The sequence below is a fragment of the Luteococcus sp. genome (assembly GCF_043424415.1).
Classification (GTDB): domain Bacteria; phylum Actinomycetota; class Actinomycetes; order Propionibacteriales; family Propionibacteriaceae; genus Luteococcus.
Map to the genome: position 1 here is coordinate 1 of NZ_JBHWOO010000090.1, position 25,989 is coordinate 25,989.

The following is a 25,989-nucleotide window of genomic DNA, read 5'->3' on the forward strand; positions in this document are numbered from 1 at the left end:
AAGTTGAGCGGTCCCGCGCCATCGCGCCGTCCGGGTGACAACCCGGGGACGTGCCGTGGATCAGGCGGTGCGCCCGTGACAGAGCTTGAACTTCTTGCCCGAGCCACAGGGGCAGGCCTCGTTGCGACCCACACCCTTGAAGGGGTCGGCCTCCTCGGGTGCCGCCCGGCGGGCCCGCGCCTCGCCCTGCTCGTCAGGAGCGGAGTAGGTGAGCTCCTGCGCGCGTCGGGCCCCCAGGCCCTTGGCCTCGATGTGGGGACGCTCGGCCTCAGCCTGCCCGTTGAGCTCGCGCAGCATGGTCTCGACATCCACCGGTGCACCATCGGCGCCCTGCACCAGGCCCACCTGGGGGGTCTGGTCCACCTGCACCTCCAGGTTGAACAGGAAGCCGACGACCTCCTCCATGAAGGCCTCCATCATGGCGTTGAACATGGTGCCGCCCTCGCGCTGGTACTCCACCAAGGGGTCACGCTGTGCCATGGCGCGAAGGCCGATGCCCTCGCGCAGGTAGTCCATCTCGTAGAGGTGCTCGCGCCACTTGCGGTCCAGCACCGTCAGCAGCACCTGGCGCTCGAACTCGCGCATGTTCTCCGCGCCCAGGGCCTCCTCGCGCTCGTCATAGGCACCCATCGAGTCCTCGACGAAGGCCTCGACCATGGTCTGAACATCGGTCTCGTCGGTCCACTCGTCCTTGACCAGGGCCACCGGGTAGAGGGTCGACATCTCGGCCCAGAGGGTGTCCAGGTCCCAGTCCTCGTGGAAGCCCTCGGTCCGGGAGCGCACCAGCTGCTCGACCACCTTGCGCACATTGCCGCGCAGCTGCTCCTCGACGTCGGCGCCCTCGAGCACCTTGCGGCGGTCGGCGTAGATGGCGTGGCGCTGGCGGTTCATCACGTCGTCGTACTTGAGGACGTTCTTGCGGATCTCGAAGTTCTGCGCCTCCACCTGCTTCTGGGCGCTCTCGATGGAGTTGCTGATCCACTTGTGCTCGATCGGCTGGTCGTCGGGCACCTTGAGCGAGACCATGGCCCGCTCCACCACGTCGGCCTTGAACAGGCGCATCAGGTCGTCGCCCAGGCTCAGGTAGAAACGGCTCTCGCCGGGGTCGCCCTGACGGCCGGAACGACCGCGCAGCTGGTTGTCGATGCGGCGCGACTCGTGGCGCTCGGAGGCCACCACGTACAGGCCGCCTGCCTCGGCGACCTCTTCGTGCTCGCTGGCCACCTGCTTCTCGATCTGCTCCAGCACCTCGGGCCAGGAGGCCTCGTAGTCCTCGGGCGTCTCGACGGGGTCGAGGCCCTTGTTGCGCAGCACCTGGTCGGCCAGGAACTCGGCATTGCCGCCGAGCATGATGTCGGTGCCTCGGCCGGCCATGTTGGTGGCCACGGTGACCGCACCCTTGCGTCCGGCCATCGCGACGATCCCGGCCTCGCGCTCGTGGTGCTTGGCATTGAGCACCTCGTGCGGCACCCCGGCCTGCTTGAGCAGGTGCGAGATGACCTCGCTCTTGGCGACGCTGGCGGTACCGATGAGCACCGGCTGGCCCTTGGCGTGGCGCTCGGCCACGTCGGCGACGACGGCCTCGAACTTGGCCTGCTCGGTGCGGTAGATCAGGTCCTTCTGGTCGATGCGCTGCATCGGCCGGTTGGTGGGGATCTGCACCACGCCGAGACCGTAGATCTTCTGGAACTCGCTGTCCTCGGTCTTGGCCGTACCGGTCATGCCGGAGAGCTTGGTGTACATGCGGAAGAAGTTCTGCAGGGTGATCGTGGCGAGCGTCTGGTACTCGTCCTTGATCTCCACGCCCTCCTTGGCCTCGAGCGCCTGGTGCAGGCCCTCGTTGTAGCGTCGCCCGTGCAGGGTACGGCCGGTGTGCTCGTCGACGATGAGCACCTCGTCGTCCATGATCACGTAGTCCTTGTCGCGCTTGAACAGCTCCTTGGCCTTGATCGCATTGTTCAGGTAGCCGATCAGGGGCGTGTTGGCGCTCTCGTAGAGGTTGGCGATGCCCAGGCGGTCCTCGACCTTCTCGATGCCGGGGCCGAGCACGCTGATGGTCTTCTTCTTCTCGTCCACCTCGTAGTCCACATCGCGCTCCAGGCGCAGCACCAGCTTGGCGAACTCCGGGTACCACTCGTGGTTGTCCTCGGCGGGGCCCGAGATGATCAGGGGGGTACGGGCCTCGTCCACCAGGATGGAGTCGACCTCGTCGACGATGGCGAAGTTGTGGCCGCGCTGCACGCACTCGGCCACGCTCAGCGCCATGTTGTCGCGCAGGTAGTCGAAGCCGAACTCGTTGTTGGTGCCGTAGGTGATGTCGGCCTTGTAGGCCTCGCGTCGCTCGGTGGGATCCATGTTGGCCAGGATCACGCCGACGCTGAGCCCCAGGAAGTGGTGCACGCGGCCCATCTGCTCGCTCTGGTAGCGGGCCAGGTAGTCGTTGACGGTCACGACGTGGACGCCCTTGCCCTCCAGGGCATTGAGGTAGGCCGGCATCAGGGCGACGATCGTCTTGCCCTCACCGGTCTTCATCTCGGCGATGTTGCACAGGTGCAGTGCCGCGCCACCCATGATCTGCACGTCATAGGGCCGCTTGCCCAGCACGCGACGGGTCGCCTCGCGCACCGTGGCGAAGGCCTCGGGCAGCAGGTCGTCGAGGCTCTCGCCCTCGGCGATGCGGGCGCGGAAGATCTCGGTCTGGCTGCGCAGCTCCTCGTCACTCATCGAGACGTAGTCGTCCTCGATGCTGTTGACCTGGTCGGCGATCTTTCCCAGCTTCTTCAGCGTGCGGCCTTCGCCCACGTTCAGCAGGCGGTCCATGAAGCTCACGAGTTTGGTTCCTTTTGACGGTCCGTCGGCGCAGCGGCGCCGTGGTCGATGTCAGACCCTTTCCATACTAGGGGGTGGCCGGGCTGGCCGCCCTGTGACGCGGCCAGCGCGGCCGCCAGGTCGCCGCGGGGCTCCACCACCACCTCGCCCAGCTGTTGCCAGCGGGCCACCTCGTGCAACTCCGCCAGCAGCTCGGCGCAAACCTCGTCGGCACCCAGGCCGGTGTCCGGCTCCAGCCAGCTGGCCTTGACCCTCAGCACTCCCGCGGGCCGATCGGCCTTGAGGTCCACCCTGGCGACGAACTGCTCGTCCAGCAGGAAGGGGTAGACGTAGTAGCCGTGGCGCCGCTGGGCCTCGGGCACGTAGATCTCGATGCGGTAGTCCAGGCCGAACAGCGCCAGCGCCCGGGAGCGCTCGAAGACCAGCGAGTCGAAGGGGCTCACCAGGGCCCGGGCGCGGATCCGGCGCGGGATGCGCACCGGCCCGTCGCCGATCCACAGCCAGGTGCGTGCCGCCCAGCCGTTGACGCGCACCTCCTCCAGCTCGCCGCGAGCCGCCAGCTCGGCGATGGCTGCGCGGGTCTCGACCCGCGAGAGGCGGAAGTAGTCGGCCAGGCAGGCCTCGGATCCCACGCCGAGGGCGCGGGCGGAGCGGCGCACCAGCTCGACGTGCGCCTCGGCGTCGGTGGGGGTGCTGGCCTGGTGGATGCTGGCTGGGATGACCCGCTCCGGCAGGTCGTAGAGGCGTTCGAAGGAGGCGGTGCGCCGTGCCGAGGTGACCTGTCCCGACCAGAAGAGCCATTCCAACGCCCGCTTGGTCTGTGACCAGTTCCACCCCCAGTGCTCGCGCTCACGACCCTCGCCCCGGGCCAGCAGCGCCGCCTCCACCTGGCGGGCGCCGATCGGGCCGTGCCCGCGCACCTCCTGCAGCACCGCCGCCACCAGCTCCGACTCCTCGGTGGCGATGGACCGCATCCCACCCCAGGCCTCGTCGGCGGCGCGCGCCATCCGGAAGCGCAGCTGGGGATGCAGGCGGACATCGACCATGCTGGCCGCATGCCCCCAGTACTCCACCAGACGGCGGGGCGACTGTCCGACGGCCCGCTCCAGCAGTGCGGTGTCATAGGGGCCCAGCCGGCTGAACAAGGGGAATTGGTGGGCCCGGGCCACGACGCTGATGGTGTCGATCTGGAACTGCGCCAGCCGGTCGACCAGCCCCTGGACATCGCGCATCGTGACTGCGCGAGCTCCGTCGGGACGGCTCGGGCGCGGACGGCCGAAGCCCTGTGCGGCCAGGGCAACGCGACGGGCCTGGGCGAGGCTGAGTTCACGCATGGGATGGACCCTAGTATGCGCGCCTCGGCCACCGTGCCATCCGCCGCTAGGCTCGCCCCATGGCCAAGAAACCCCGCATCACCGTCCTGCAGCCCGAAGCCGACGTCCCGCTGGAGCGCTTTGACGCCTGGTTGCGCGAGGGCGTGCGCATCACCCTGATCGACCTGGCCACCAAGGACGTGCCCAACCTGGAGACCATCGGCGACGGTCTGGTGGTGCTCGGCGGCCGGATGAGCGCGCACGACGAGCTGCCCTGGATCGAGAAGGTCAAGGACCTCATGGCCGACGCGCACGGCATCGACCTGCCGGTGCTGGGCATCTGCCTGGGCCACCACCTGTTGGCCGAGGCGCTGGGGGGCGAGGTGACCGTGGCCGGTGAACAGGGGCCGGAGGACGGGCCGCTGGAACTGCAGTGGCTGCCCGGCGCCACCGAGGACCCGGTACTGGGCGGGCTGGCGGCCAGCGGCGCCCCTGTGCCGAGCAGCCACCACGACCATGTCAGCCTCCTGCCCGAGGGCGCGGTCGAGCTGGCCCGCAGCTGCACCTACCCGAACCAGGCCTTCCGGCTGGGCTCGGCGGTCGGGGTCCAGTTCCATCCCGAGGCATCGCCTGAGCTGATGCAGTACTGGTGGGCCCAGGAGCACCGCTCGAAGGCCACCACGATGCTCGACCGGATGCGCGAGGTCGACGCACGCACCGAGCCGGCCTGCCGCAGCGTCGCCGAGGGCTTCGTCGCCGAGGTGGTCGCGGGCGCCTGAGGCGCCCCAACTCCCGCACACACGTAAACGCAGTGAGGGCCCGCCCACCGAGACGATCGATGGGCGGGCCCTCGCGGCGTGGATCAGGCCTGGTTCAGGTGGATGACACCGTAGTCATAGCCCTTGCGGCGGTAGACGACGCTGGGGCGGGAGCTGTCGGCGTCGACGAACAGGAAGAAGTCGTGCCCGACCAGTTCCATCTCGTCGAGCGCCTGGGCCAGGGTCAGCGGGGCGGAGCTGAACTCCTTCTCGCGCACCACCAGCGGCCCGTCGCCGGTCACCTCGATGCCCGCGACATTCTTGGTCTCGGGGGCGTCGTCCTGCGGCAGCTCGACGGGCTCCATCGCGGCCACCACCTGGTGCGCTCGCAGGCCACGGTGCTTGCGCCGGCGGTCGTGGGCCTTGCGCAGCTGGGACTTCAGCCGGTCCATCGCCTTGTCGAAGGCGACCATCTTGTCCTGGGCATGGCCCTCGGCACGCACCACTGGGCCCTTGCTGAGGAGCGTGATCTCGCAGAGCATGTCGTCGTCGGGGCTGCCCTTGGACTCCTCGTTGGTGAACTCCACCTCGATCCTGATCACTCGATCCCTGAGCTTCTCCACGCTGGCAAGACGCTCGGTGACCTGCTCGCGTACCGCGTCACTGATGGTGCAGTGGCGTCCGCTGACGACGATGTCCATGGTGATCCTCCTCGATCGGGGGCCCACGGCTACGTGGGCCTCAAATGAACACGGCACGGGCCGCATCAGGCCATCGAATCTGCTCCGATGACCTCTGCATCCCGTGCCATGACACAACGTTACCGCCTGTCAGTCCCGATTCAAGGCAACTGTGACAAATTGCTCGCGGGTCGTGTCGGATGGCTCAGCACCACCGCGCCGACCACCCGCCAGCCGGCCAGCGACAGCGCCCGGTCGGCCTCGGCCAGGGTGGCGCCGGTGGTGCAGACGTCATCCACCAGCAGCGCGGACACAGTCTGCCGCGGTGGTGCGGCGAACAGGCTGCCGCGCTGGTTCAGCTGTCGTTGGGCCCGTGCCAGTCCGGACTGCTCCTCCACCCGGCCACGCCTGCGCAGCACCCGCGCCTGCTGGGCCCCGGGCATCCGACGGGCCATCGCGCGCACCAGGGCGCGCGTGTGGTCGAAGCCGCGTTCGCGCACCGCCCGGCGACTGGAGGGCACCGGCACCAGGCAGACGGGCTGGCCGGCCTCCACCAGGAGTGCGGCGGCACGCACCAGGTGGGTCGCCAATACCGGCTCCAGGGACCAGGCGCCCCGGTCCTTGAAGGCACTGACCAGGCTGCGCATCGGGTCGACGTGGTCCGAGACGGCCACCACCCTCCCGGTCAGGTGGGGTGGCAGTCCCGGGAGGTCGTCCACCGCCGAGACTGGCCCACTGAGCACCTGCCGGCACCCTGCACACAAGCCCCGGCCGGGACACCGGCAACCGGGGCAGCAGGCCCCCAGCAGCAGGTCGGCCAGTTCGTCAATCATCCTCCCAGACTCGGGCCGACCGTGCGCGGCCGCAAGGGGTTCCAGCAGATCTGTGGACAGTTGCTGCCGCCTCAGGAAGGGATGGCGATGTCGTCGACGCCCTCGGCCAGGGAGTTCCACCGCCAAGCGGCCTCGAATCGCATCACTCGCCCGTTGGCGGTGCGCACCAGTGCATCGGTGCCGTCAAGCTGCGGCCGCGTCGCCAGCTGCACCAGCTGACCGTCGCCGGCCGGTCCGACAGACTCGCTCTGCGACCCGTCGACGCTGACCAGGCTGGCGGTGGGCTGGGCCCGGTCATGCTGGCGGCCCAGCACCATCAGCTGCTCGGGACCTGCCCAGGACACGTCGAGGACCTCGTCCAGGCGACTTTGCTGGCTCGCCTGCGAGAGCCGCCGCAGACCGTCGACCCGACCGTCGTGCAGCCGCAGCAGCGCCAGTTCGGTCTCCTCGCCTCGGCGCAGCACCAGCGCCAGACGGGTCTGGTCGGGAGCCACGGCGAAGGCCCTGATGGTGGCGCCGGACAGCTCAGGGATGTGCACCTGCTGCAGCTCGTCGCTGCCATCGACGCTGCGGTACAGGGAGGACTGCGCACCGTCCATGGCGCTGACCCACACCTGGCCGGTTGCCGTGACCGCCGGACGCCCCAGCCCGGTCCCGTTCAGTCGCAGCCGTGGACGGTCACCGCCCAGCGGGGTCGTGAACAGTCGCCTCGCATCGGAGGTGACCACGGCGACGGTGTCGCTGGAGGAGGAGACCGCCAGGCGTCCCGCCCGCTGCCCGGGAACCTCCTGGGAGAGCTCCCAGCCCAGGGGAGAAAAGGAACCGCGGTCGTCGAGGCGGCCCACCTTTCCGTCCACCACGGCGAAGGGTTGCTGCTCACCCCCCAGCGGCACCGGCGGCAGGCCCGGCAGGTCATCGAGGGAGATCGACCCGTCGGCGTCCTGGCCCGGACTCATCCAGGCCCGACCATCGTGGAGGATCCGCATCGACTGCACCTGGCCGAAGGACTTCAGCGTCCAGCCCAGCTGGGAGACCAGCTGGCTGCGGCGGGCATCGTCGAGCTCGTCGAGGGGGCCGTGCAGGTCGATGCGCGCCAGTCCATCGGCCACGTGGATGCTTCCGCCACGCAGCGAGGTCCCGGCGGGGATGGCGCTGGAGACCGCGGGCGCCAGCCACGTCGACGGGCCTTGCAACAGCACACGCACCGCACCCTGCGGGTCGGCCGGGCGACCGGGCAGCCAGACGCGTTCCGGGACCATGGTGGTCCCCTCCGGGGTGAAGAACCACAGCGAGGTCGGCGAATAGCGGTGCAGCAGGGTGTACTGGCTCACCAGCATCTGCGCGGGCGGATCGGTGATGCGCCACTGTCCGTCCACCTGCTCCATCGTGAAGTCCTGGCGCAGCGTGCGGTTCGTGGCGGGGGCATAGCGCCCCTGACGGTCCAGGGTGCCCACCACGCGGGCCTGGATGCCGGCCGTGGTGGTGCCGGGGATGCTGGTGCGTGTGTCGCCGTCGAAGACCATCACTCCCCCTTCGGGCTGCCAGCTGCGGGCAGCCTGGGGCGTGAGGTACTGCCGGGCGGTGACCAGGCCCGGTTCCAGCGAGGCCATGGCGTCGAGGAACCCGGCGAGCACGACGTCAGGACTGGCATCGCGCTGGGGCGGGGCCGGGTGCACCTGGACCCCGCCGTCGACGTGGCCCTGACGCACGGGACTCACGGCCTCCACCGGGCCTCGGGTGGGGATCGTCACACAGCCCGCGAACACCAGGACCCCTGCCGTCGCCGCCGCCGCGGCCCGCCAGCTCATCGTCCCTCCAGCGGTGCGAGCGGGAGCGGGCTGCGGGTCACGACCTGGCCGGCGTAGCGGGGCAGGACGAACAGGAACTGGGCACCCCGACCGGGCCTGCCCCAGGCCTTGAGCCAGCCACCGTGCAGGCTCGCGTCCTCCAGGGCGATCGCGAGCCCCAGGCCGCTGCCGCCGACGGCCCTGGTGCGGCTCGGGTCGGCCCGCCAGAAGCGGTGGAAGACCTGTTCGGCCTGGTGGCTCTCGAAGCCCACACCGTGGTCTCGCACGGTGACCGCGGCGACGGACTTGTCCAATGCCACCCTCACCTGCACCGGCCCTTGCTCGGCGTGCTCGATCGCATTGGTGATCAGGTTGCGCATCACCCTGCGCACCCGGCGTGGGTCCATCTCCACCATCGCCACCGACGGCGCCTCCAGCGCCACTTCGACGCCCAGTCGCTCGGCCAGGGGTCGTTGTGCCTCAACCTCCCGGGCCACGAGGCCTGTCAGGTCGGTCAGTTCCAGGGCCAGGACCGCCGCACCGGCATCGAAGCGGCTGATCTCCAGCAGGTCGCCCAGCATCGTCTCGAAGCGGTCCAGCTCGTCGTGCATCAGCTCCGTGGCCCGGGCAGCGAAGGGGTCGAGGTCCTCTCGGTTCTCGAAGAGCATGTCCGCCGCCATCCGCACCGTCGTCAGAGGGGTTCGCAGCTCGTGCGAGACATCGGAGACGAAGCGCTGCTGAACCCGCGAGAGGTCCTCCAGGGCCGTGATGTGGCTGGTCAGCTCGGCGGCCATGTTGTTCAGCGAGGTGGCCAGGCTCGCCAGGTCATCGGTGCCGTGCACGGGCAGCCGCTCGTCGTAGTGGCCCGAGGCGATCTGTTCGGCGGCCACGGAAGCCTGTCGCACCTGGCCGACGACGTGGCGTGCCACCACCCAGCTGACCAGGCACAGCGCGAGCAGCAACAGCGCCCCGGCGGTTGTCTCGGCCCGCCGCAGCACCGACAGCGTCTGGGCCTCCGAGGTGAGCGGGAAGATGAAGTGGACGGGGAACTCCTGCCCGTCCGGGCCGACCAGGTGACTGCCCACGGCCAGGCCAGGCTCGCCGGAGCGCTGTGGATCGGTCCAGCGCACCGTGGTGGGGGCTGCGAACATCCCGTCCTCCTCCACGACCTTCTGGGCTAGCTCCTCGGGCAGGCTGTCCTCACGGATCCCCGGCGAGACGAAGCTGGAGACCGGGCCGCGGATGATGATGCGATACTGGTTGGGCTGGGCCGCGGCCTCGTCGGCCAGCTGGGCGAGGCGTTCGTAGAGCGAGGAGGTGCGCAGGTCGCTGGAACGCATCTCGGTCTGCATCCGGTCGACGGCCACGGAGGCCTCGGCGATGGCGGAACGCTTCTTGCCCTCCAGCACCCCCTCGGTGGCCAGGTGCAGCACCACCAGGTTCCCGAGCAGCAGCACCATCATCGTCCCGAGGCTGGTCATCGCGATCATGCGCAGGGGCAGTGAGGACCACCACAGCTCGCGCAGGCGACCGACCGGGCCCAGGCTCTGTCTGGCTCGGCTCACTGGGGCTCGCCGGCCCGGTATCCCACCCCGCGCACGGTCACCACGATCCTCGGATGCTCCGGGTCCAGTTCGATCTTGGAACGCAGGCGCTGGTCGTGCACGTTCACCAGACGGGTGTCGGCCGCATGCCGGTATCCCCAGATCTGTTCCAACAGTTGCTCGCGGCGCAGCACCTGGTTGGGGCGACGGGCCAATGCCAGCAGCAGGTCGAACTCGAGCGGCGTGAGGGCGATCTCCTGGCCGTCTCGCCGAACGGTGTGGTTGTCCACGTTGATCCTGAGGTCACCGATGGCCAGGTCACGTTCGCCGGACTCCTCCACCACCTGGCGACGCAGTCGGGTGCGGACCCGCGCGACGAGCTCCTTGGCCTTGAAGGGCTTGCTGACGTAGTCGTCGGCGCCCGCCTCCAGACCCACCACGACGTCCATGGTGTCGCTGCGGGCGGTCAGCATGATGATCGGCACGCCCGACTCGGCACGTAGTTCTCGGCAGATCTCGATGCCGTCTCGGCCCGGCAGCATCAGGTCGAGCAGCACCAGTTCGGGGCGCACCTCGCGGAAGGCCGCCAGGGCCCGGTCTCCATGACCGCACCAGGCGGTCTCGAAGCCCTCGTGGCGCAGCACCATCTGGAGCATCTCCGCAAGTGCGGCGTCGTCGTCGACGACCAGCACCCGGGGCCGGGCGCTGTCCCCCTCGTTCATGACACCTCCTGCGACCTGGCGCGGCACCGGGGCGCCAACGCGGTGGGGCCATCCTATCGGCAGGAGGCCCGGACCAAGGGTCAGTTCAATTCTGGCTCATCAGTCCACGTGCTCAGCAGGCCCAGCGTCCCGCCCTGCCGCCGCAGGATCCGTTGCCACAGCCCCTCCAGCTCGGTGCCGAAGATGTCCTCGTCCCTGCTGGGCACACGCAGCCAGTCCCCACGCAGCAGTTCGGCCTCCAGCTGCCCGCTGTCCCAGCCCGCGTAGCCGGCGAAGATCCGAAGGGCCCCGTAGGCCCCCTCGACCAGCGGCACCGGCGTGTCCAGGTGGAGCAGGCCCAGCTCGCCGTGCACGCGCCGCCAGCCCGGGGGCTCCTCTTTCGGGTCGAGCAGCTGAGCCAGGCAGATGGCGCCTTGGGGTGAGACCGGCCCACCCTCGAAGAGGGCCTGCGGCGGGCTCACCAGCGAGCTCCACAGCGGCAGCACCTGACCGAGCTCGATCTCGGCCTCACGGTTGAGAAGAACTCCCAGGGCGCCGTCGTCGTCGCAGTCGAGCACCAGGATCACGGCCTGGTCCCAGTAGTCGGCCTCCATGCCGGGCCGGGCCAGCAGCAGCTCCCCCGGTTTCGGGCGGTTGGGCAGTCTCACCTGTCCAGTCTTGCACGCACGACCAGGGGCCTCGGGGACTGCGGTCGGCCCGGAACAGCGCAAGGGCCCCGGCCGTCGAAACGGTCGGGGTCCTTGCCAACAGGATGGTGTGGAGGTGGCGGGAATTGAACCCGCGTCCTCGAGAGGCGAACCAGGTCTTCTCCGGGCGCAGCTGCGGTTGATGCTTTTCTCGGCCCCCACGCTCTCTGCAGCACGTCGTGGACAGGCCCAGTGGCAGTAAAGTCCCGATCAACCCCTGCCACACGGGTTGATCAGCAAGCCTCCTTGATGAGGCCAGGATCCGGACGGAAGGCTACATCCGGTCTGACCCTTCGGTCACTGCTCAGGCAGCGAGAGCGAAGTCTGCGCGATTGGTGTCGGCAGTTATAGGTTTCCGGGGAACATTAACGTGTTGACCCTGGATTCACGGCCCGCTTCACCTGGAACTACCGTCCCAAGTCGAAACCAGTCACCCCCTGTTGAGTTGTACCCCGGGCTGCACCAACAGCCCGGTTTTTCCATACTACCTGCCCGCCGGCATCAGGCCAAGCGGTTTCCCTCCCAGCCGTGCGCCGGTGACGCCCGAATCAGCGCCCCAGCTGGCGCGGCGCGCGCCCCTCATCGAGCAGCTTGAAGGGCACGACGCGCGAGACCGGATTGGTCCAGTCCTCGCCGCTGGCGGCTCTGGCACCACCCACGACGGTGAGCACCAGCCAGACCAGCGCGCCGACCGGCATCGCCAGCTCGCCTGCACCCAGGACGCTCGTGAGCATCCCCACCAGTCCAGCGAGCACGCCCATGACCAGCTGGAAGTTGAAGGCCTTGGCGGCCTCCCGGTGGGTGTGGCTGTGCCGGGGCGTGGCCGCGTAGAAGACAGCTGGGCCGAAGACCCAGGTGCCCAGGCCACTGAGGTGTGCCAGCGCGCTGCCGGTACGAGCCACCGGGCCCGGCTGGCCCGAGGCGCGGCGCGCCATCAGGACGGCGCCGGTCCCCACCGGGATGCGGGCCAGACCGTCGAAGGCCCGGTTCATCTCACGACGCGTGCGCGCCTGGAGCACCATCTCGATGCGCTGGTCGAGCTCCCACTCGGTCAGCCGTTGCTCGGCATAGGCCTGCTGCAGGTAGCCCAGCGCACGCTCACGGTCTTGAGCGGTGACGGGCAGCTGGAGGCTGGGGTGTTCGAAGGCCGAAGGCATCTGTGCAACTCCGCGAGGGGCGAGGGCGTCGAGAGGGCTTGACGTGGTGCGGCTGGACAGGGTGGTGGACATGGTCCAATCCTTGTTCACCAGCGTGGGCAGGCCAATCGGGGCCGGCCCTGAGCCGACCCCGACTGGTGTGGTTCGTTCGCGCCACAGCGGACGCGGAGGATGGCTCAGCGCACGCCCAGCAGGTCGCAGACGAAGATCAGCGTCTCGCCGGGGGCGATGACGCCGCCGGCGCCACGGTCGCCGTAGGCCAGATGGGCGGGGATGACCAGCTTGCGACGGCCACCCACCTTCATGCCCTGGATTCCGGTGTCCCAGCCGGAGATGACCTGGCCGGCGCCGAGCTGGAACTGCAGCGGGCCGCGGCCATAGCTGGAGTCGAACTCCTCGCCGGTGGAGTAGGCGACGCCCACGTAATGGACGGCCACGGTCATGCCGGCCTTGGCCTCGGGCCCGTCGCCAATGGTGATGTCGGTGATCTGGAGCTCGGTCGGGGCCGGGCCCTCGGGGAAGTCGATCTCAGGCTTTTCAGTCATGCCCACCAGCCTGCCACATGAGCAGCGAACCCAGTGTCACCAGCTGCCGACGCCACCGCCGCCACCGCCGCTGCCCGAGAAGCCCCCACCGCCACCGAAGGCCGAGGGCCCACCGAAGCCGGTACCCGAGGTGCCGATCGAGGTGGGTGCCGGCATGGCCTGCGTCGCCGCGTGGTCGATGGTGTTGAGCGAATGCGTGAAGACGTAGAAGTTCCACTGGTCGTAGGGGCCGTAGTACCAGACCGGCGGCTCGGCACTCAGCCGACCCATCCGCACCAGCTCGGCACACAGGTCGGCCCAGCGGTCGGCGAGGCCGAACATGATTGCCCACGGCAGGTAGCGGGAGAAGATGTCCTCCCCCTCCTCGAAGCGCAGCTGCTCCGCCTCGGCGGTGGCCAGGTAGGTGCGGAAACCCTCCACCTGGTCGGTGATTGCACGCCCCAGCCCGGTACGTTGGCCACGCCGCAGCCGGCGTCGGACCACATAGCTGGTGATGATGAGCGGGACCACCGGAGCCAGCAGCCACAGCGCGGGCGAGAGCTCGCCGCCCAGGAAGAACCAGACGAAGACCAGCATGAGCACGCCGGAGCAGCCGACCCCGGCGCCCGCGGCCGAGGGGATCGCGGTGAACCAACCGCGCTGGGCCACCTGGTTGCGGACACTGGTGACCATCGCCTCGTGCGCCGAATGCATGCTGCCCTGGCCGGCCAGGTCGATCTCGCCCCTTGTGCCGGCGAAGAGCCGGTTGAGCAGCACCTGCTCGTGGGGCTCCGTGGCACCCGAGGGGTCGACCAGCGCCACCCGCGTCGAGCCTTGGTCATTGGCCAGCTGCACGACGCCACGCACCGCCAGGTCAACCAGGGTCGCCGTGGTCTCCCGGGTGTCGACCACTCCGTCCACGAGCAGCCCCGCCTCGGCGACGCTCACCTTCGGGGGCGAGAAGGCCACCGGGATCTCGATCTTCCCGGACGGCTTCTGGGCCACCCGCTCCCCCGGCCCCGGCACCACACCGGGCGGCAGCCCGACGAATCGCAGGTCGCGCCCACGTCGTCGCCACCACAGCAGCCCCAGCACCGGCGAGGCCACCAGGCTCGCCAGCCCGGCACCCATGCCCACGCGCTGCAGGGCCAGTTCGTCGGCATCGGCCCGCGGCACCAGCTGCGCACCGCCTCCGGCGACCGCCCCCTGGGCCAGTTTCGCCGAGACGGTCATCACCTCGCCGGGCATCTTGCCGCGCTGCACCCAGGTGGCGCGGCCGTCGGTGAGCGTGCCCGAGGTGCAGTCGCGCTCGGTGGGCGGCTTGGCCGTCGAGCACTTGATCGCCTGCACACCCTTGGGCACCTCGGCGGTCACGGTGATCTCGTCCACCGGGGGCGTTTCGCCGCTGACCGCATCCCAGCTGAACTCGCGGTGGTCTGCATAGTCGCGCAGCGCGCCGTTGACGGTGTAGCGGATCGTCCACGAGGCGGTGCGGCGCGCGATGTAGCGTCCCGGCGTGCCGATCCTCAGGGTGACGAACTCCACCCGGCCTTCGGAGTCGCGCTGGATCGCGTACTGGCCGGAGGCGTCATCACTGGTGACCTGCTGCACCTGCACGTCGTGGACGATGTCCTTGCTGTCGGCATCCTTGCCCGGTGCCGGCTCGCGCACCACGAAGCTGCGCGTGATGCCCTGCTGGTTGCCCGGGTTGCCGAAGCGGTAGTCGATCGTCTCGACTGCCTCGACGATGCCGTCGGGACGGAGCCGGTAGTCGATGGTCCACGAGTCGATGGAGTCCTGCGCCGCCCAGGCCGGCTGGGGTACCAGGGCCCCCAGGCAGCCGAGCAACAGGGCCGCCCAGAAGGCCCCCCAGCGCCTGGTCATCACTTGCGCCGGCGATTGCGCTCGGCCAGCTCGCGCTGCGTGTCGCGGTTCATGTCGCGCTCGCGGATCGTCTGGCGCTTGTCCCAGTCCTTCTTGCCGGTTCCGACGGCGATCTCGACCTTGGCGTAGCCGTCCTTGAAGTAGATGCTCAGTGGCACGATGGTGCGGCCCGAGTCGCCGACCTCGCGCTCCAGCTTGTCGATCTCGCGACGGTTGAGCAGCAGCTTGCGGGTACGCCGGGCGGCGTGGTTGGTCCAGGTGCCGAAGGCATACTCGGGGATGTGCGCATTGCGCAGCCAGACCTCGCCGTCATCGACCGTCGCGAAGGCATCGGCCAAGGAGGCGCGCCCACTGCGCAGGCTCTTGACCTCGGTGCCCTGCAGCACCATGCCAGCCTCGATGCGATGCCCGATGTGGTAGTCGTGCAAGGCCTTCTTGTTCTGGGCGACGAGCTTTTGCCCCTTTTCGCGTGGCACCTGTATCCCCTTGTCGAGGTCGAATGTGGTGGGCACCGTCACGGTTGACGATCCCGCATCACCCTAGCTCGTGCAGCCCACCGGATCGAGCGACGATCCGGGGGCGCCGCTCAGAAGATCGAGGCAGGATCGACCAACACACCGTCCGACCAAGTCATCAGGTGCAAGTGGCAGCCGGTGGAGTAGCCGGTGTTGCCGACGAAGCCGAGCACGTCGCCCTTGCTGACCCGCTGCCCCGGTGAGACCACGTAGTGCGTCGCGTGGTTGTAGCTGGTGGTCACGAAGCGGCCGTCGACATTGCCGTGGTCGACCACCAGGCGGTTGCCGTAGCCCTCATTGAAGTAGCTCTCGGTCACCACCCCACCGCGGGGGGCGATGATCGGGGAATTGCAGGCGGCTGCGTGGTCGAGTCCGTCGTGCAGCTTCCAGATCTTCAGCACCGGGTGCAGCCGCATCCCGAACAGCGAGGTGGTGCCACCGGCGACCGGGGCGATCCAGCCCGAGCCGGAGGTGACGAACCGCGCCGCCTGGCCCCCACCGCCGGTCTCGCTCTCCGCCCGGCTCGCAGCGGCCTCCGCACGACAGGCCGCTGCCGCCTTCTGGGCGGCATCGGCGGCACGCTGCCGGGCAGCCTCGGCGGCGGCCTTCTGGGCAGCGGCCGCCTGCGCGCGGGCACGAGCAGCTGCCGCGGCCCGCGCGGCCTTCTCGGCCGCGATCCTCTCGGCGATCCGCCGTTCGACGGCGCTGGACTCCTGGGTCCACGCCTGCTGCCGGCGCTGCTCGGCGGCCAGCTTGTCCTCGACTGCCGCCTGGGCCCGCTCATTGCTGGCCACCAGGTCGGTGACGGCCGCAGCCGCCTGGTCGGCAGCCCTCTCAGCCGCAATGGTGGACGCCACCTGGGCCGCGGCAGCCTCCTTCTGGCGCGCGACCGTCGCCTCCGCGGACGCCTGCTCCTCGCGAGCGGCCTCGAGCTTCATCTGCAACTCCTGCAGGCGGTCCATCTGCGCCTGGGTGGCGTTGAAGACCGTGGTGGACCACTGGAACTTCTGGTTCACGTCGCCGGTACTGACATCGGTGACGAAGGCCGCCAGCCCGACCAGCTCGGTGTTCTGCTGGTGGGTCTCGCGCACGCTGTTGCCGATCAACCGGGCCTCGGCGTCCACCTTCTCCTGGTTCTCGGCCACGTCCTGCTGGGCCTTGCGCAGCTGGGCACGGGCCTGCTCAAGGGCCTTCGCCAGACGGGCATCCTCCGCCTCGGCGCCCTGACGCTGCTGCTGCGCTTGCGCGAAGTGGGCCCTGGCCTGCTCAAGCTGGGTCCTGGACTGCTGGAGGGCTGCCGCCGCTTGGTTGAGCTCTCCGGAGAAGGCGGTCAGCTCCTGCTTGCTGCGGGCCTGTTCGGCAGCAATCCGGTCGCGCTGGTCGGTCAGCTCGTCGGCACCGGCCAGGGGCGCGGCCGAGACGGCCAGGCCGAGGGCACACAGGGTGGCCAGGGCGGTACGCACTGGGTGGGGGCACAGCATGGACGAGGGGGCCGTACGGAGCTCGGGGGAGCCATTCGAAGTCACGTGCATGTCTCTCTTCCAGTACCGAGCAAGGACGCGGGGGCGTCAGACGCGCAGGTACTTACGGGTTGCCAACAGCGTGGGAATGATAGACAGCACGATTCCGACCACTGCAACTCCGGCCATCGCGATCCCCGCGTGGTCCCATCCGATCCAACGTAAAGCCTTGATCGAGACTTCAGCGTTCTTGACGATGATCGTCCAGTAGCCGAAGGCCAGAGTCGCGCAGGCCAGCGCCGCCCCCACAACGCCCGCCACCAGGCTCTCCAGCAGGAAGGGCAGCATGATGTAGAGGTTGCTCGCGCCCACCAGCCGCATGATGCCCAGTTCCCTGCGACGGCTGAAGGCCGCCATCCGGATGGTGTTGCCGATCTGCAGAGCCGCGGCCAGCAGCAGCAGGCTGCTCATGCCGATCGTGGCCCACTTCAACGCGTTGAGCCAGCTGAACAGCGGGTCGAGGACCGTGTGCAGGTCCTGCACGTTCTGCACCCCCGGCAGTGCCTGCGCTTCGTCGACGACGCCGGCGTACTGGGCCGGGTCCTTCAGCTTCACCCGGAACGAGTCCTGCATCTGGTCGATGTCCAGGCTCTCCAGGATGGGCGAGTCGGCGAAGGTCTTGCGAAACTCCTGGTAGGCCTCCTCCTTGCTCTCGTAGAAGACCTGCTGCACCTGCGGATTGGACTCCAGGGTGGTCCTCACCTGCTCGCGCTGGGCGCCGGTGATCCCTTTGCCCCGCTCGCAGGTGCCGCCCTGGGAGTCCTCGACGCACAGGAAGACCGAAATCTCGATCTTGTCGTACCACTTGCCCTTGATCAGGTCGACCTGTTGCATCGTCATCAGGCCGGCGCCGAACAGGCTCAGGCTCACCCACATGGTCACGATGACGGCCAGGGTCATCGAGACATTGCGGCGCAGTCCCGACCATGTCTCGCGCAGTGTGTGTCGCATCTCTTCCTCGTCAGCTGGGGTGGGGCTCAGGCGGTGCCGTAGACGCCCTTGGTCTGGTCACGCACGATGCTGCCGGCGTCGAGCTCGACGACACGGCGGCGCATCTGGTCGACCACCGTCGAGTCATGGGTGGCCATGATGACGGTGGTGCCGGTGCGGTTGATCCGGTCGAGCAGCTTCATGATGCCGACACTGGTGGCCGGGTCGAGGTTGCCGGTGGGCTCGTCGGCGATCAGGATCTGGGGCCGGTTGACGAAGGCGCGGGCGATGGCGACGCGCTGCTGCTCGCCCCCGGACAGCTCCTCCGGCAGCCGATCGGCCTTTCCCTGCAGGCCCACCATTTCGAGGGTCCCGGGGACCACCTGCCGGATCTCTGCCTGCGGGCGACCGATCACCCGCAGGGCGAAGCCGACGTTCTCCTGGACGCTCTTGCCCGGCAGGAGCCGGAAGTCCTGGAAGACCGTGCCGATCTGGCGTCGCAGGGCCGGCACCTTCCAGCTGCGCATCTGCTTGAGGTCCCTGCCCAGCACGTGGATCGACCCATAGGTCGGCAGGTACTCGCGCAACACGAGCCGCGTGAAGGTGGACTTCCCGGAGCCCGACTGGCCGACGAGGAAGACGAACTCCCCCTTGTCCACCTGGACGCTCACATTGCGCAGGGCAGGCTTCTGCTGGCCCTCGTAGATCTTGGTGACGTCGTCGAAGATGATCACGATGATTCCTTGGCCGCACTAGGGGATGGCTGGGGAAGGCGCCGGGAACTGCGTTCTCTGTCGGCCGAGTGGGAGTCTAGGCCCCCGCCCCCGGGCATCCGCGGTGGACACACGAGACGGCAGCCGAAATCTCGGCTGCCGTCTCCTTCCCGTGAGGGTGCCGTTGGTCGCTCAGTCGTGCTCGCGCATGCGCCAGCGGATGCCGGCATCGATGAAGTCGTCGATCTCGCCGTCGAAGACCGCGTCCACGTTGCCCACCTCGTGGCCGGTGCGCAGGTCCTTGACCATCTGGTACGGGTTGAGGACATAGGAGCGCATCTGGTCGCCCCAGCTGGCCTTCACGTCGCCGGCCAGCTCCTTCTTCTTGGCGTCCTCCTCCGGCTTCTTGAGCAGCAGCAGGCGTGACTGCAGCACGCGCACGGCGGCGGCACGGTTCTGGATCTGGCTCTTCTCGTCCTGCATCGAGACCACCAGGCCGGTGGGCAGGTGGGTGATGCGCACCGCGGAGTCGGTGGTGTTGACCGACTGGCCACCGGGCCCCGAGGAACGGAAGACGTCGACGCGGATGTCGGACTCGGGCACGTCGATGTGGTCGGTGTCCTCGATCAGCGGGATCACCTCGACCGCGGCGAAGGAGGTCTGGCGACGGCCCTGGTTGTCGAAGGGGCTGATCCGCACCAGGCGGTGGGTGCCACCCTCGACGGACAGGGTGCCGAAGGCGAAGGGGGCGCTCACCTCGAAGGTGACCGACTTGAGCCCTGCTTCTTCGGCATAGGAGGTGTCCATGACCTTGACGCCGTATCCGTGGCGCTCGGCCCAGCGGGTGTACATCCGCAGGAGCATCTCGGCGAAGTCCGCGGCATCGACGCCCCCGGCGCCGGCACGGATCGAGACGACGGCATCGCGTTCGTCGTACTCACCGTTGAGCAGGGTCCGGATCTCCAGGGCCTCGATCTCGCCCTTGAGGGTGCCGATTTCCCGCTCCACCTCGGCGGCCGCGTCCGCATCGGACTCCTCGGCGGCCATCTCGATCATCAGCTCGGCGTCCTCGAGGCGCTGGTGCAACTTCTCGACGCGCTCGACGTCGGACTGCAGGTTCGACAGCCGCGAGGTCACCTTCTGGGCATTGGCCTGGTCGTCCCACAGGTCGGGTGCCTGGACCTGCTTCTCCAGCTCGGCGATCTCGGCCCGCTTGGCCTGGGGGTCGAGCACGGCCTCGATCGACGCCAGGGAGGACCGGAGCGTACTGAGGATGTATGAAAGATCTGCGAGAGCCACGTCGACAGAGTCTACCGGGCCGTCGCGCAATCCCACAGCCGCGGACGGGGCGCCCCACCCGCGCCCTGTGAACGGCCTGTGGTCACCGTGTCCCGCGAGGGCCTGCGTGACAGTGTGGATCCTCTGGGAAGGCACAGCATCCATGCTGGACAAGGAAAGCCTGGGCCGTCCTGATGAGACGGAAGGATTCGGAGGGTCGGGGATGGCAGGTGCACAGCCCGCGCGTCAGGCGTGGATCGACATGGCCAGGGGTGGGTGCGTCCTGCTGGTCGTGCTCTTCCACGTGGTGATCTGGCACCTGCCGATGCTGGACGGTGACCTGCATGCCCAGGCCTGGGCCGCACTCAACAACTTCGTCGGCGGCATCCGGATGCCGCTGTTGCTCCTGCTGTCGGGAATGCTGGCCGCCGGCAAGGTCTCGCGCGGACGTCCTGCGCTGCGTTCAGCCGCCGCCAACTACTGGCTCTACGTGGTGTGGCTGACCATCTACGCCCTGGTCATCCCGCCGCTGCACACCGAGGCCGTCGGGACGGTCCACCCGGGCACCGACTGGCTGGTGCAGCTCGTCGCCCCCGCCACCCCGCTGTGGTACATCTTCGGCCTCGCCGTCTTCATGACCGGCCTGTGGTTGCTGCGCAGCCTGCACGTGCCGATCCCGGTCATCCTGGTGGCCCTGCTGGTCCTCACCCTGTTCGTGCGCCCGGGCGATGTCATCGCCCTCAAGGTGCCCGACCTGGCCTTCTACTACGTGCTCGGCGTCTGGTCGGCCCCGTGGCTGAAGCGTCACGTCCACGCCCAACCATGGCTGCTGCTGGCGGCCGGTGCCGTGCTCGCCGTGACCCCGAGCATCTTCTCCCGTCTGGGAATGCCGCCGATGGCGATGAGCCTGAGCTTCGTCGCCGGCAATGTCGGCAAGGGCCTGGGCGCCCTGGCGATCATGGCGATGTGGGAACGCTGGCTCGGTGCGCTCCGTCCGCTGGCCTGGGTCGGGCGCCGCACCCTGTCGGTCTATGTGATGCACCCGGTCCTGCTGGCCTGCTGGATTGCCCTGGACATGCACTTCGGCGTCGCCTCGAGGCTGGTGGAACTGATGGGACCGGTCGCGGTCATCTACCCGGCCCTGCTCACGATTGCCACCGCCGCCGCCGCGCTGGCCATCGAACAGGTGGTGCGCCGTGGGCCGATGGAGATGGCCTTCGAGCTGCCCAAGCCCTGGATGGCCCGGCTGCAACGCTGGGAGCGCGGGCCGGTCGCGGCCATCGACGCCCCCGCGCGTGGGACGTCGACGCCCCCGGCGCATGGGACACTGTAGGGCGACTAGGAAAGGACACTCCCGTGGGAGCACTCAAGGACCAACTGAAGAGCGAGCTCGTCACCGCCATGAAGGCACACGACGACCTGGCGAGGGGCACGATTCGGATGGCGCTGACCGCCATCCACACCGAGGAGGTCGCTGGCGAGTCCGCCCGCGAGCTCACCGACGCCGAGGAACTGGGTGTGCTCACCAAGGAGGTCAGCAAGCGCAAGGACTCCGCCGAGGCCTACACCTCGGGTGGACGCCAGGAGTTGGCTGACAAGGAGCTCGCCGAGGCCGACTTCCTGTCCAAGTACCTGCCGGCGCCGCTGACCCCCGACGAGGTCACGGCGATCGTCGAGGAGGAGGTGGCAGCCGCCACCGATGCCGAGGGCAACAAGCCGTCGATGCGGCAGATGGGCCAGGTGATGAAGGCCGTCACCGCCCGCACCCAGGGCCGTGCGGAGGGCAAGACCGTCTCCGGCCTGGTGCGCGCCGCACTCGCCTGAGCCCTCGCGGCTGACAGGACCTGCTGCGAGCTGCCACAATGGCTCGCAGCTCCGGGGCACATAGCTCAGTTGGTCAGAGCGCTTCCCTTACAAGGAAGATGTCGGGGGTTCAAGTCCCTCTGTGCCCACCACTCGCGGCAGCACACCGCCGCCTGCCGCCATGGCTGGATCGCGGCATGTCTTACTGCCCAACAGCAGTTCTCCTCCCCCGATCCCTGGACCAGCGTGCGCCACCACGGAGCCGTCGGAGACCGGGCCGCCGACGACACCCCAGCCATCCAACGCGCCATTGACGCCGCCGGCGTGGGCGGAACCATCTTCCTGCCCCTGGGCACCTATCGCACCAGCGCCCCGCTGCGCGGCCTCGCGCAGCAGACCTTCCGCGGCGCCGGCGGAACCACGGCACCGGGCGAGGCCATGTGCCCGGCACCCAGCTGCGGGGCTCCCATGCGGGACCCGTCCTGGAGCTGGCCCTCAACAGCGCCGTGCGGGAGCTGCGGCTGATGGGTCCCGGAGACCAGGTGGTCGGCAGCGTCGGGATCAGCGCCCGACGCAGCTCGGCCCTGGTCCTGGAAGACGTGACCATCTGGAACACCTCCGCGGGGCTCGACCTCGAGCAGTGCTGGTACGCCCACCTGGTGATGTGCTCCTTCTGGCACAACGCCACCGCGGTGCGCATCGAGTACTGCAACAACGTCTCCGCCCACGGCGTGCGGATCTCCGGACTGCTCGCCGACGGCAGCGGCAATGGCGTCGGCATCGAGATGCTGGACCGCTCGATGCTGACCATCCATGGTGGCGCCATCGAGCAGTACCGGACGGGCATCAGTCTGGGCACCTCGATGTCCGTGACCCTGTTCGGTACCTACATGGAGACCCGGACCGGCGGCGTCAGCGGTGTCCGGGTGGACGGTATCGGCGCCTCGGTCGTGGCGACCGGCGGCCAGGTCTATGTGATGAACCAGGCCGCCTGGATCGACTTCACCCCCGGTTCGGGAGAACGCCAGGTGGCCTCGGGCAACAAGTTCAGGGGCGGCATCGCTGGCCAGCAGGTCCTGGCCTGCCGCTGGCACCCCGCCTCCCACGATCGCCTGAGGGTCAGCGTGACCAGTGACTCGTGGCACGACGTCGTGCCCGACGAGGCGGTGCGCCACCACAGCGAACCCCTGCCGACGGCCAGTCTCGTCGAGACCCCCGCTCCGCCCCCCGGGGGTGCCGGCGGCCTGGTGACCAGCACCCAGCCACTGGCCGGGACCGGGCAGATGTGGACCTCCACGGGCTCTGGCCGGCGATGTCCCCAGCTGGGATCCACCGAACCCGAACTCGGTGCGCAATTCTTCGACACCGTCCAGGGGCGCCCCCTGTGGTGGGATGGGCGCACCTGGGTCGACGCGCTCGGCGAGCCCGCCGACGGCATGGGCGTGCGCCTGGCGACGGCTGTCCCCGGTGAGGTGCTCGACCGGACCGGTCGAACCACACAGCTGGTGCAGGGCGGGATCCGCGAGGGTGCCGACCGGGTGCGCCGCCTCTTGGCGCGCTGGCGCACCCCGCGCAGTTGAAAGTTGCACGCAGGACATGCCCGGATTGAATTCCTGCCACCGGATGGATCTACTCTTTCCCGGTGATCAAGACCGTGGGACGTGGCTCCCGCTTCAACACCTGGTTCCTCCGCCGCGACGATGCCGGATCGGAGCACACCTCCACGCCTGACCAACCGCTCAGCCAGCAGCACGCCAAGGCCTGGACTGCCGTGATGTGCCTGACTGGCGTTGACTACTTCTCCACCTTGGGCTACCAACCCGGCATCGCCGCCCTCGCCGCAGGCAACCTGGCACCCGTCGCCACGCTCGTCCTGGTGGTCATCACCTTGTTCGGCGCGCTGCCCATGTACCGTCGCGTGGCCCAGGAGAGCCCCCATGGTGACGGTTCGCTGTCGATGCTGGAGCGCCTGCTCACCTTCTGGTCGAGCAAGGTGCTGGTGCTGATCCTGATCGGCTTCATCGCCACCGGGTTCATCTTCACCATGACCCTCTCCGCTGCCGACGCAACCGCGCACATGATCGAGAACCCCCTGCTCAAGGAGTACCTTGAGGGGCATCAGGTGGCCATCACGCTGCTGCTGCTCACCCTGCTCGCGGCCGTCTTCCTCAAGGGCTTCAGCGAGGCGATCGGGGTGGCCGTGGTGCTCGTGGTCACCTACCTGGGGCTGTCGATCGTGGTGATGGTGCGCGGTCTGGCCGAGGTGCTGGCCCACCCGGAGCTCGTCGAACGCTGGAGCCAGGGCGTGGTGCAGCAGAACGGCAACTGGTTGGGGGCCTTCGGGGCCTCGATGCTGGTCTTCCCCGCCCTGGCGCTGGGCCTGTCGGGCTTCGAGACCGGCGTACTGGTGATGCCGCAGGTGCGAGGTGACAAGGATGACACCCTTGGCGCCCCGCGCGGTCGCATCCGCAACACCAAGAGATTGCTCACCACGGCCGCGCTGATGATGAGCGTGCTGCTCATCGGATCCTCGGTGGCCACCACCCTGCTGATCCCTGCCCCCGAGTTCCAGCCTGGCGGCGAGGCCAATGGGCGGGCCCTGGCCTACGTGGCCCACGCCTACCTGGGCGAGCCCTTCGCCACTGCCTATGACATCGCCACGATCGCGATTCTGTGGTTCGCGGGAGCCTCGGCTATGGCGGGCCTGCTCAACGTGGTGCCGCGCTACCTGCCCCGCTACGGGATGGCCCCCACCTGGGCCAGCGCCACCCGCCCCCTGGTGGTGGTGCTGTGGACGATCGCCTCCGTGGTGACCATCAGCTTCGATGCCAGCGTCGATGACCAGGCTGCGGCCTATGCCACCGGCGTGCTGGCCCTGATGACCTCGGCAGCCGTGGCGGTCACCCTGACCGAGCTGCTGCGGCGCCGGTGGCTGCCCGGAAGCTACTTCAGCCTGATCAGCGCGGTCTTCATCTACACCTTCGTGCAGAACGTCATCACCCACACGGCTGGCCTCTACGCCGCGCTGGTCTTCGTCGCCCTCATCATGCTGGTCTCGCTGTGGTCGCGCACCCGTCGCTCCTTCGAGCTGCGCTCGCCCGGCGTGAACTTCGACGACACCTCCCGCGAGATGCTGCGCGAGGCCATCGCCACCCAGGAGCCGGTGCGCTTCATCGCCCACAAGCCCGGCAAGCACGACGTCAACGACTACGACATCAAGGCGCTGGAGGTGCGGCTCGACAACCACATCCCCAATGATGCCGAGGTCATCTTCCTCGAGGCGCAGATCGACGACGCCTCCAACTTCGAGGCGCCCGTCGAGGTCACCTGTGAGCGGATCGGGCGTCACCGCATCCTCCGGGCCCGCGGCACCGCCGGGCCGAATGTGCTCGCGGCGGTCCTGCTGGAGGTCAGCAAGCACACCTCGGAGCCGCCGCACTGCTACTTCGAGTGGTCGGAGAAGAGCCCGCTGGGCAATGTCTTCCGCTTCCTGATCTCGGGGCAGGGTGACACGCCGCCGCTGGTCCACGAGATCCTGCGCAAGGTGGAACCGGAGGCACGCTGGCGGCCCCAGCTGCACGTGGGCTGAGGCCCATTTGGGCGACACCGGAAAGATCTCGGAAGATCCGGTCCCCTGGAGGGACCAGATCTTCCGAGATCTTCTAGTTCGGTGTCGCGGTGATGCTCCTGGCGCCTCCGCTCAGCACCTGGTCAGCCCTGCAGCACCTCGTCGATGCGGCGCAGCTCATCCTCGGCGAAGTCGAGTCGATCCAGCGTGGCGAGGTTCGCCTCGAACTGCTCCAGGGAGCTGGCACTGACCAGCGTGGAGGTGACGCGTTCGTCACGCAGTACCCAAGCCAGTGCCATCTGGGCCAGTGACTGGCCCCGCTCGTGGGCTATCGAGTCCAGCGCCTTCACCTTGCCCAGCGTGGACTGGTCGATCTGCTCGCGCAGCCCCGGGGTGCGCGCCGCGCGTGAGTCCTCGGGAATGCCCTGCAGGTAACGGTCGGTCAGGATGCCCTGGTGCAGTGCGGAGAAGGCGATGATGCCCATCCCCTGCTGCTCGCACTCGTCGACCAGCCCGTCCTCCACCCAGCGGTCGAGCATCGAGTACCTGGGCTGGTGGATCAGCAGCGGGGTTCCGAGTTCGCGGGCGATGCGGTTTGCCTCGCAGGTCTGTGCGGGGTTGTAGCTGGAGATGCCGACGTAGAGGGCCTTGCCGCTGCGCACGGCCTGGTCGAGCGCCATCATCGTCTCCTCCAGTGGCGTCTCGGCATCGAAACGGTGCGAGTAGAAGATGTCGACGTGGTCCAGCCCCATGCGCTGCAGGGACTGGTCGAGGCTTGCCAGCAGGTACTTGCGGCTTCCACCACCCTGGCCGTAGGGGCCGGGCCACATGTCATAGCCGGCCTTGGTGGAGATGACCATCTCGTCGCGGTGGGCCCGGAAGTCGTCCGCGAACAGCCGGCCGAAGTTGAGCTCGGCCTGGCCATAGGGCGGGCCGTAGTTGTTG

General features: G+C 68.9%; 23 protein-coding genes, 1 tRNA gene and 1 other RNA gene. 7 read left to right on the plus strand and 18 right to left on the minus strand.

Annotated elements, in window-relative coordinates:
- Nucleotides 1-60 precede the first annotated feature (60 nt).
- Both secA and ACHFFZ_RS05300 read right to left on the minus strand, forming a co-directional pair.
- Nucleotides 61-2,820 carry a preprotein translocase subunit SecA gene (gene secA, locus ACHFFZ_RS05295; protein ID WP_394275639.1) on the minus strand — a complete coding sequence of 920 codons (2,760 nt, stop codon included), beginning with the start codon at nucleotides 2,818-2,820 and terminating at the stop codon, nucleotides 61-63.
- A gap of 5 nt (nucleotides 2,821-2,825) precedes the next feature.
- Entirely contained in the window at nucleotides 2,826-4,163 is a 1,338-nt protein-coding gene (locus tag ACHFFZ_RS05300) for a winged helix-turn-helix domain-containing protein (protein WP_394275618.1), read from the minus strand.
- Nucleotides 4,164-4,222: 59 nt separating this feature from the next.
- Between ACHFFZ_RS05300 and ACHFFZ_RS05305 the strand changes: the two genes are divergently transcribed.
- Complete coding sequence (locus tag ACHFFZ_RS05305) at nucleotides 4,223-4,921, plus strand: type 1 glutamine amidotransferase (protein WP_394275619.1); 699 nt, start codon at nucleotides 4,223-4,225, stop codon at nucleotides 4,919-4,921.
- Between the two features lie 83 nt (nucleotides 4,922-5,004).
- Here the strand turns inward: ACHFFZ_RS05305 and hpf are convergent, their stop codons facing one another.
- The 15 genes from hpf to prfB form a co-directional block, all read right to left on the minus strand.
- On the minus strand, nucleotides 5,005-5,601 hold the full coding sequence (gene hpf, locus ACHFFZ_RS05310) for a ribosome hibernation-promoting factor, HPF/YfiA family (protein ID WP_394275620.1): 597 nt from the start codon (nucleotides 5,599-5,601) through the stop codon (nucleotides 5,005-5,007).
- A 140-nt stretch (nucleotides 5,602-5,741) separates the two neighbouring features.
- The gene (locus ACHFFZ_RS05315; protein WP_394275621.1) at nucleotides 5,742-6,299 is read right to left on the minus strand and encodes a ComF family protein; all 558 of its coding nucleotides are present in this window, start codon (nucleotides 6,297-6,299) and stop codon (nucleotides 5,742-5,744) included.
- A gap of 185 nt (nucleotides 6,300-6,484) precedes the next feature.
- The gene (locus ACHFFZ_RS05320; RefSeq protein WP_394275622.1) at nucleotides 6,485-8,221 is read right to left on the minus strand and encodes an LpqB family beta-propeller domain-containing protein; all 1,737 of its coding nucleotides are present in this window, start codon (nucleotides 8,219-8,221) and stop codon (nucleotides 6,485-6,487) included.
- The gene (mtrB, locus tag ACHFFZ_RS05325; RefSeq protein ID WP_394275640.1) at nucleotides 8,218-9,702 is read right to left on the minus strand and encodes an MtrAB system histidine kinase MtrB; all 1,485 of its coding nucleotides are present in this window, start codon (nucleotides 9,700-9,702) and stop codon (nucleotides 8,218-8,220) included. The genes ACHFFZ_RS05320 and mtrB overlap by 4 nt, the downstream gene beginning before the upstream one ends.
- 59 nt (nucleotides 9,703-9,761) lie before the next feature.
- Complete coding sequence (gene mtrA / locus ACHFFZ_RS05330) at nucleotides 9,762-10,466, minus strand: MtrAB system response regulator MtrA (RefSeq protein ID WP_394275623.1); 705 nt, start codon at nucleotides 10,464-10,466, stop codon at nucleotides 9,762-9,764.
- A gap of 80 nt (nucleotides 10,467-10,546) precedes the next feature.
- Nucleotides 10,547-11,113, minus strand: coding sequence for a YqgE/AlgH family protein (locus ACHFFZ_RS05335; protein ID WP_394275624.1), 567 nt, complete (start codon nucleotides 11,111-11,113; stop codon nucleotides 10,547-10,549).
- A gap of 107 nt (nucleotides 11,114-11,220) precedes the next feature.
- Nucleotides 11,221-11,590: a transfer-messenger RNA gene (ssrA, locus tag ACHFFZ_RS05340) on the minus strand.
- Between the two features lie 110 nt (nucleotides 11,591-11,700).
- Nucleotides 11,701-12,381 carry a DUF1707 and DUF4870 domain-containing protein gene (locus ACHFFZ_RS05345; protein ID WP_394275625.1) on the minus strand — a complete coding sequence of 227 codons (681 nt, stop codon included), beginning with the start codon at nucleotides 12,379-12,381 and terminating at the stop codon, nucleotides 11,701-11,703.
- Between the two features lie 104 nt (nucleotides 12,382-12,485).
- Complete coding sequence (locus ACHFFZ_RS05350; protein ID WP_394275626.1) at nucleotides 12,486-12,854, minus strand: FKBP-type peptidyl-prolyl cis-trans isomerase; 369 nt, start codon at nucleotides 12,852-12,854, stop codon at nucleotides 12,486-12,488.
- Nucleotides 12,855-12,890: 36 nt separating this feature from the next.
- A complete protein-coding gene (locus tag ACHFFZ_RS05355; protein WP_394275627.1) occupies nucleotides 12,891-14,717 on the minus strand; it encodes a DUF2207 domain-containing protein in 1,827 nt (608 codons plus the stop codon).
- Nucleotides 14,717-15,193, minus strand: coding sequence for an SsrA-binding protein SmpB (smpB, locus tag ACHFFZ_RS05360; RefSeq protein ID WP_394275628.1), 477 nt, complete (start codon nucleotides 15,191-15,193; stop codon nucleotides 14,717-14,719). Before smpB ends, ACHFFZ_RS05355 begins: the two co-directional genes overlap by 1 nt.
- 110 nt (nucleotides 15,194-15,303) lie before the next feature.
- The gene (locus ACHFFZ_RS05365) at nucleotides 15,304-16,764 is read right to left on the minus strand and encodes a peptidoglycan DD-metalloendopeptidase family protein (protein WP_394275629.1); all 1,461 of its coding nucleotides are present in this window, start codon (nucleotides 16,762-16,764) and stop codon (nucleotides 15,304-15,306) included.
- A 36-nt stretch (nucleotides 16,765-16,800) separates the two neighbouring features.
- The gene (gene ftsX, locus ACHFFZ_RS05370; RefSeq protein ID WP_394275630.1) at nucleotides 16,801-17,703 is read right to left on the minus strand and encodes a permease-like cell division protein FtsX; all 903 of its coding nucleotides are present in this window, start codon (nucleotides 17,701-17,703) and stop codon (nucleotides 16,801-16,803) included.
- Nucleotides 17,704-17,729: 26 nt separating this feature from the next.
- Complete coding sequence (ftsE, locus tag ACHFFZ_RS05375) at nucleotides 17,730-18,416, minus strand: cell division ATP-binding protein FtsE (RefSeq protein WP_394275631.1); 687 nt, start codon at nucleotides 18,414-18,416, stop codon at nucleotides 17,730-17,732.
- A 171-nt stretch (nucleotides 18,417-18,587) separates the two neighbouring features.
- Nucleotides 18,588-19,694 (minus strand): peptide chain release factor 2, encoded by a 1,107-nt coding sequence (gene prfB / locus ACHFFZ_RS05380; protein WP_394275632.1) that lies wholly within the window; start codon nucleotides 19,692-19,694, stop codon nucleotides 18,588-18,590.
- Between the two features lie 202 nt (nucleotides 19,695-19,896).
- Between prfB and ACHFFZ_RS05385 the strand changes: the two genes are divergently transcribed.
- The 6 genes from ACHFFZ_RS05385 (at nucleotide 19,897) to ACHFFZ_RS05410 (ending at nucleotide 25,065) form a co-directional block, all read left to right on the plus strand.
- Nucleotides 19,897-21,006, plus strand: coding sequence for an acyltransferase family protein (locus tag ACHFFZ_RS05385; RefSeq protein WP_394275633.1), 1,110 nt, complete (start codon nucleotides 19,897-19,899; stop codon nucleotides 21,004-21,006).
- 23 nt (nucleotides 21,007-21,029) lie between these two features.
- Entirely contained in the window at nucleotides 21,030-21,497 is a 468-nt protein-coding gene (locus tag ACHFFZ_RS05390; protein WP_394275634.1) for a GatB/YqeY domain-containing protein, read from the plus strand.
- 54 nt (nucleotides 21,498-21,551) lie between these two features.
- A tRNA-Val gene (locus tag ACHFFZ_RS05395) sits at nucleotides 21,552-21,628 on the plus strand.
- 94 nt (nucleotides 21,629-21,722) lie between these two features.
- Complete coding sequence (locus tag ACHFFZ_RS05400) at nucleotides 21,723-22,001, plus strand: glycosyl hydrolase family 28-related protein (protein WP_394275635.1); 279 nt, start codon at nucleotides 21,723-21,725, stop codon at nucleotides 21,999-22,001.
- Nucleotides 21,917-23,056: a hypothetical protein gene (locus tag ACHFFZ_RS05405; RefSeq protein WP_394275636.1), complete on the plus strand. Its 1,140-nt coding sequence runs from the start codon at nucleotides 21,917-21,919 to the stop codon at nucleotides 23,054-23,056. The genes ACHFFZ_RS05400 and ACHFFZ_RS05405 overlap by 85 nt, the downstream gene beginning before the upstream one ends.
- 62 nt (nucleotides 23,057-23,118) lie before the next feature.
- Nucleotides 23,119-25,065, plus strand: a complete 1,947-nt coding sequence (locus ACHFFZ_RS05410; RefSeq protein ID WP_394275637.1) for an amino acid transporter — start codon at nucleotides 23,119-23,121, stop codon at nucleotides 25,063-25,065.
- A gap of 122 nt (nucleotides 25,066-25,187) precedes the next feature.
- On the opposite strand, the gene ACHFFZ_RS05415 is transcribed toward ACHFFZ_RS05410, so the two are convergent.
- On the minus strand, nucleotides 25,188-25,989 hold an 802-nt coding region (locus ACHFFZ_RS05415), incomplete at its 5' end, for an aldo/keto reductase (protein WP_394275638.1).